The sequence below is a fragment of the Streptococcus mitis genome (assembly GCF_001579035.1).
GTDB lineage: Bacteria > Bacillota > Bacilli > Lactobacillales > Streptococcaceae > Streptococcus > Streptococcus mitis_J.
Genome location: NZ_KQ970285.1, coordinates 306104 through 306988 on the forward strand (window position 1 = coordinate 306104; position 885 = coordinate 306988).

Annotated in this window: 2 protein-coding genes; both read left to right on the forward strand. The window is 27.5% G+C overall.

The annotated features are described in order from the left end of the window. Window positions 1-199, forward strand: a 199-nt coding sequence (locus SMIDD26_RS12515; RefSeq protein ID WP_246746845.1) for a hypothetical protein, incomplete at its 5' end; no start/stop codon positions are given. Then, window positions 196-885: CPBP family intramembrane glutamic endopeptidase (locus tag SMIDD26_RS11245; protein WP_246746846.1), on the forward strand; the 690-nt coding region annotated here is incomplete at its 3' end. The genes SMIDD26_RS12515 and SMIDD26_RS11245, both read left to right, overlap by 4 nt.

An 885-nucleotide genomic window follows, 5' to 3' on the forward strand; every position in this document is an offset into this window, starting at 1 on the left:
AATTTTCTTTGTTTTAGCTTCAATACTTTCTTCTAAGATGGGATGGATGGGTTATCTATTTCCCAATGCGTATATATCGCTATCAAATGCAAGTGCTTTTACAAGTTTAGCTGCTATGTGTTTGTTGAGCATGGTCTATATGACCGTTTTCTATATTTTAGCGTATAAAAATTTAAAAAAATGGAGTTTTAGAGAATGAATGATAAAACGACAAAATTATCTACTGCGATAGTAGCTTTAGGAATTTTGATGTTATCTATTGTTTTATATAGTATTGCTATGACTGGCTTAGTTTTTGTAGAGAAAGAACAACTAGTCAGTGTTTATTTCTATCTTTTAGTTGTTTTAATGCCAGCTTGTTTTATCATACTCCCAAATTATATAGCCCAAAAATATAATTTGTATACTAGTTGTGAGATTAAATTTTCGTGGTATAAATTTATTTTTTTAACAGCCTTACTATTTCTTATAAATCTATTTTTTATTAAAGGCGAAGAATTTTGGTATCAAATGGTTATTGCTAGTTGTGAAGAGTTCCTGTTTCGCTATTGTTTATATCGTATTTTGCGAAATAATTTTTCTAAACCTCAGACATTATTAATATGCTCTTTACTATTTGGAATTTTACTACATTTGAATTATGACATTATAGATAATTTATTGATTCGGAGTCCAATTGGTTTTATACTAGGACTTGTGACTATGCGTTTTGGATTGCATTATTCTATTGCAGCGCATTGGTTTATAAACTTATTAGCTGCATTATTTCAAATAAGGAGAAAATATGATTTCAATATTGTTACTTTGCTTGTATTATACAGTATCTACACTATTTTTATTATTTTATTTACCAAATTTATCAGTTATGATACTTGCTTTAATTTT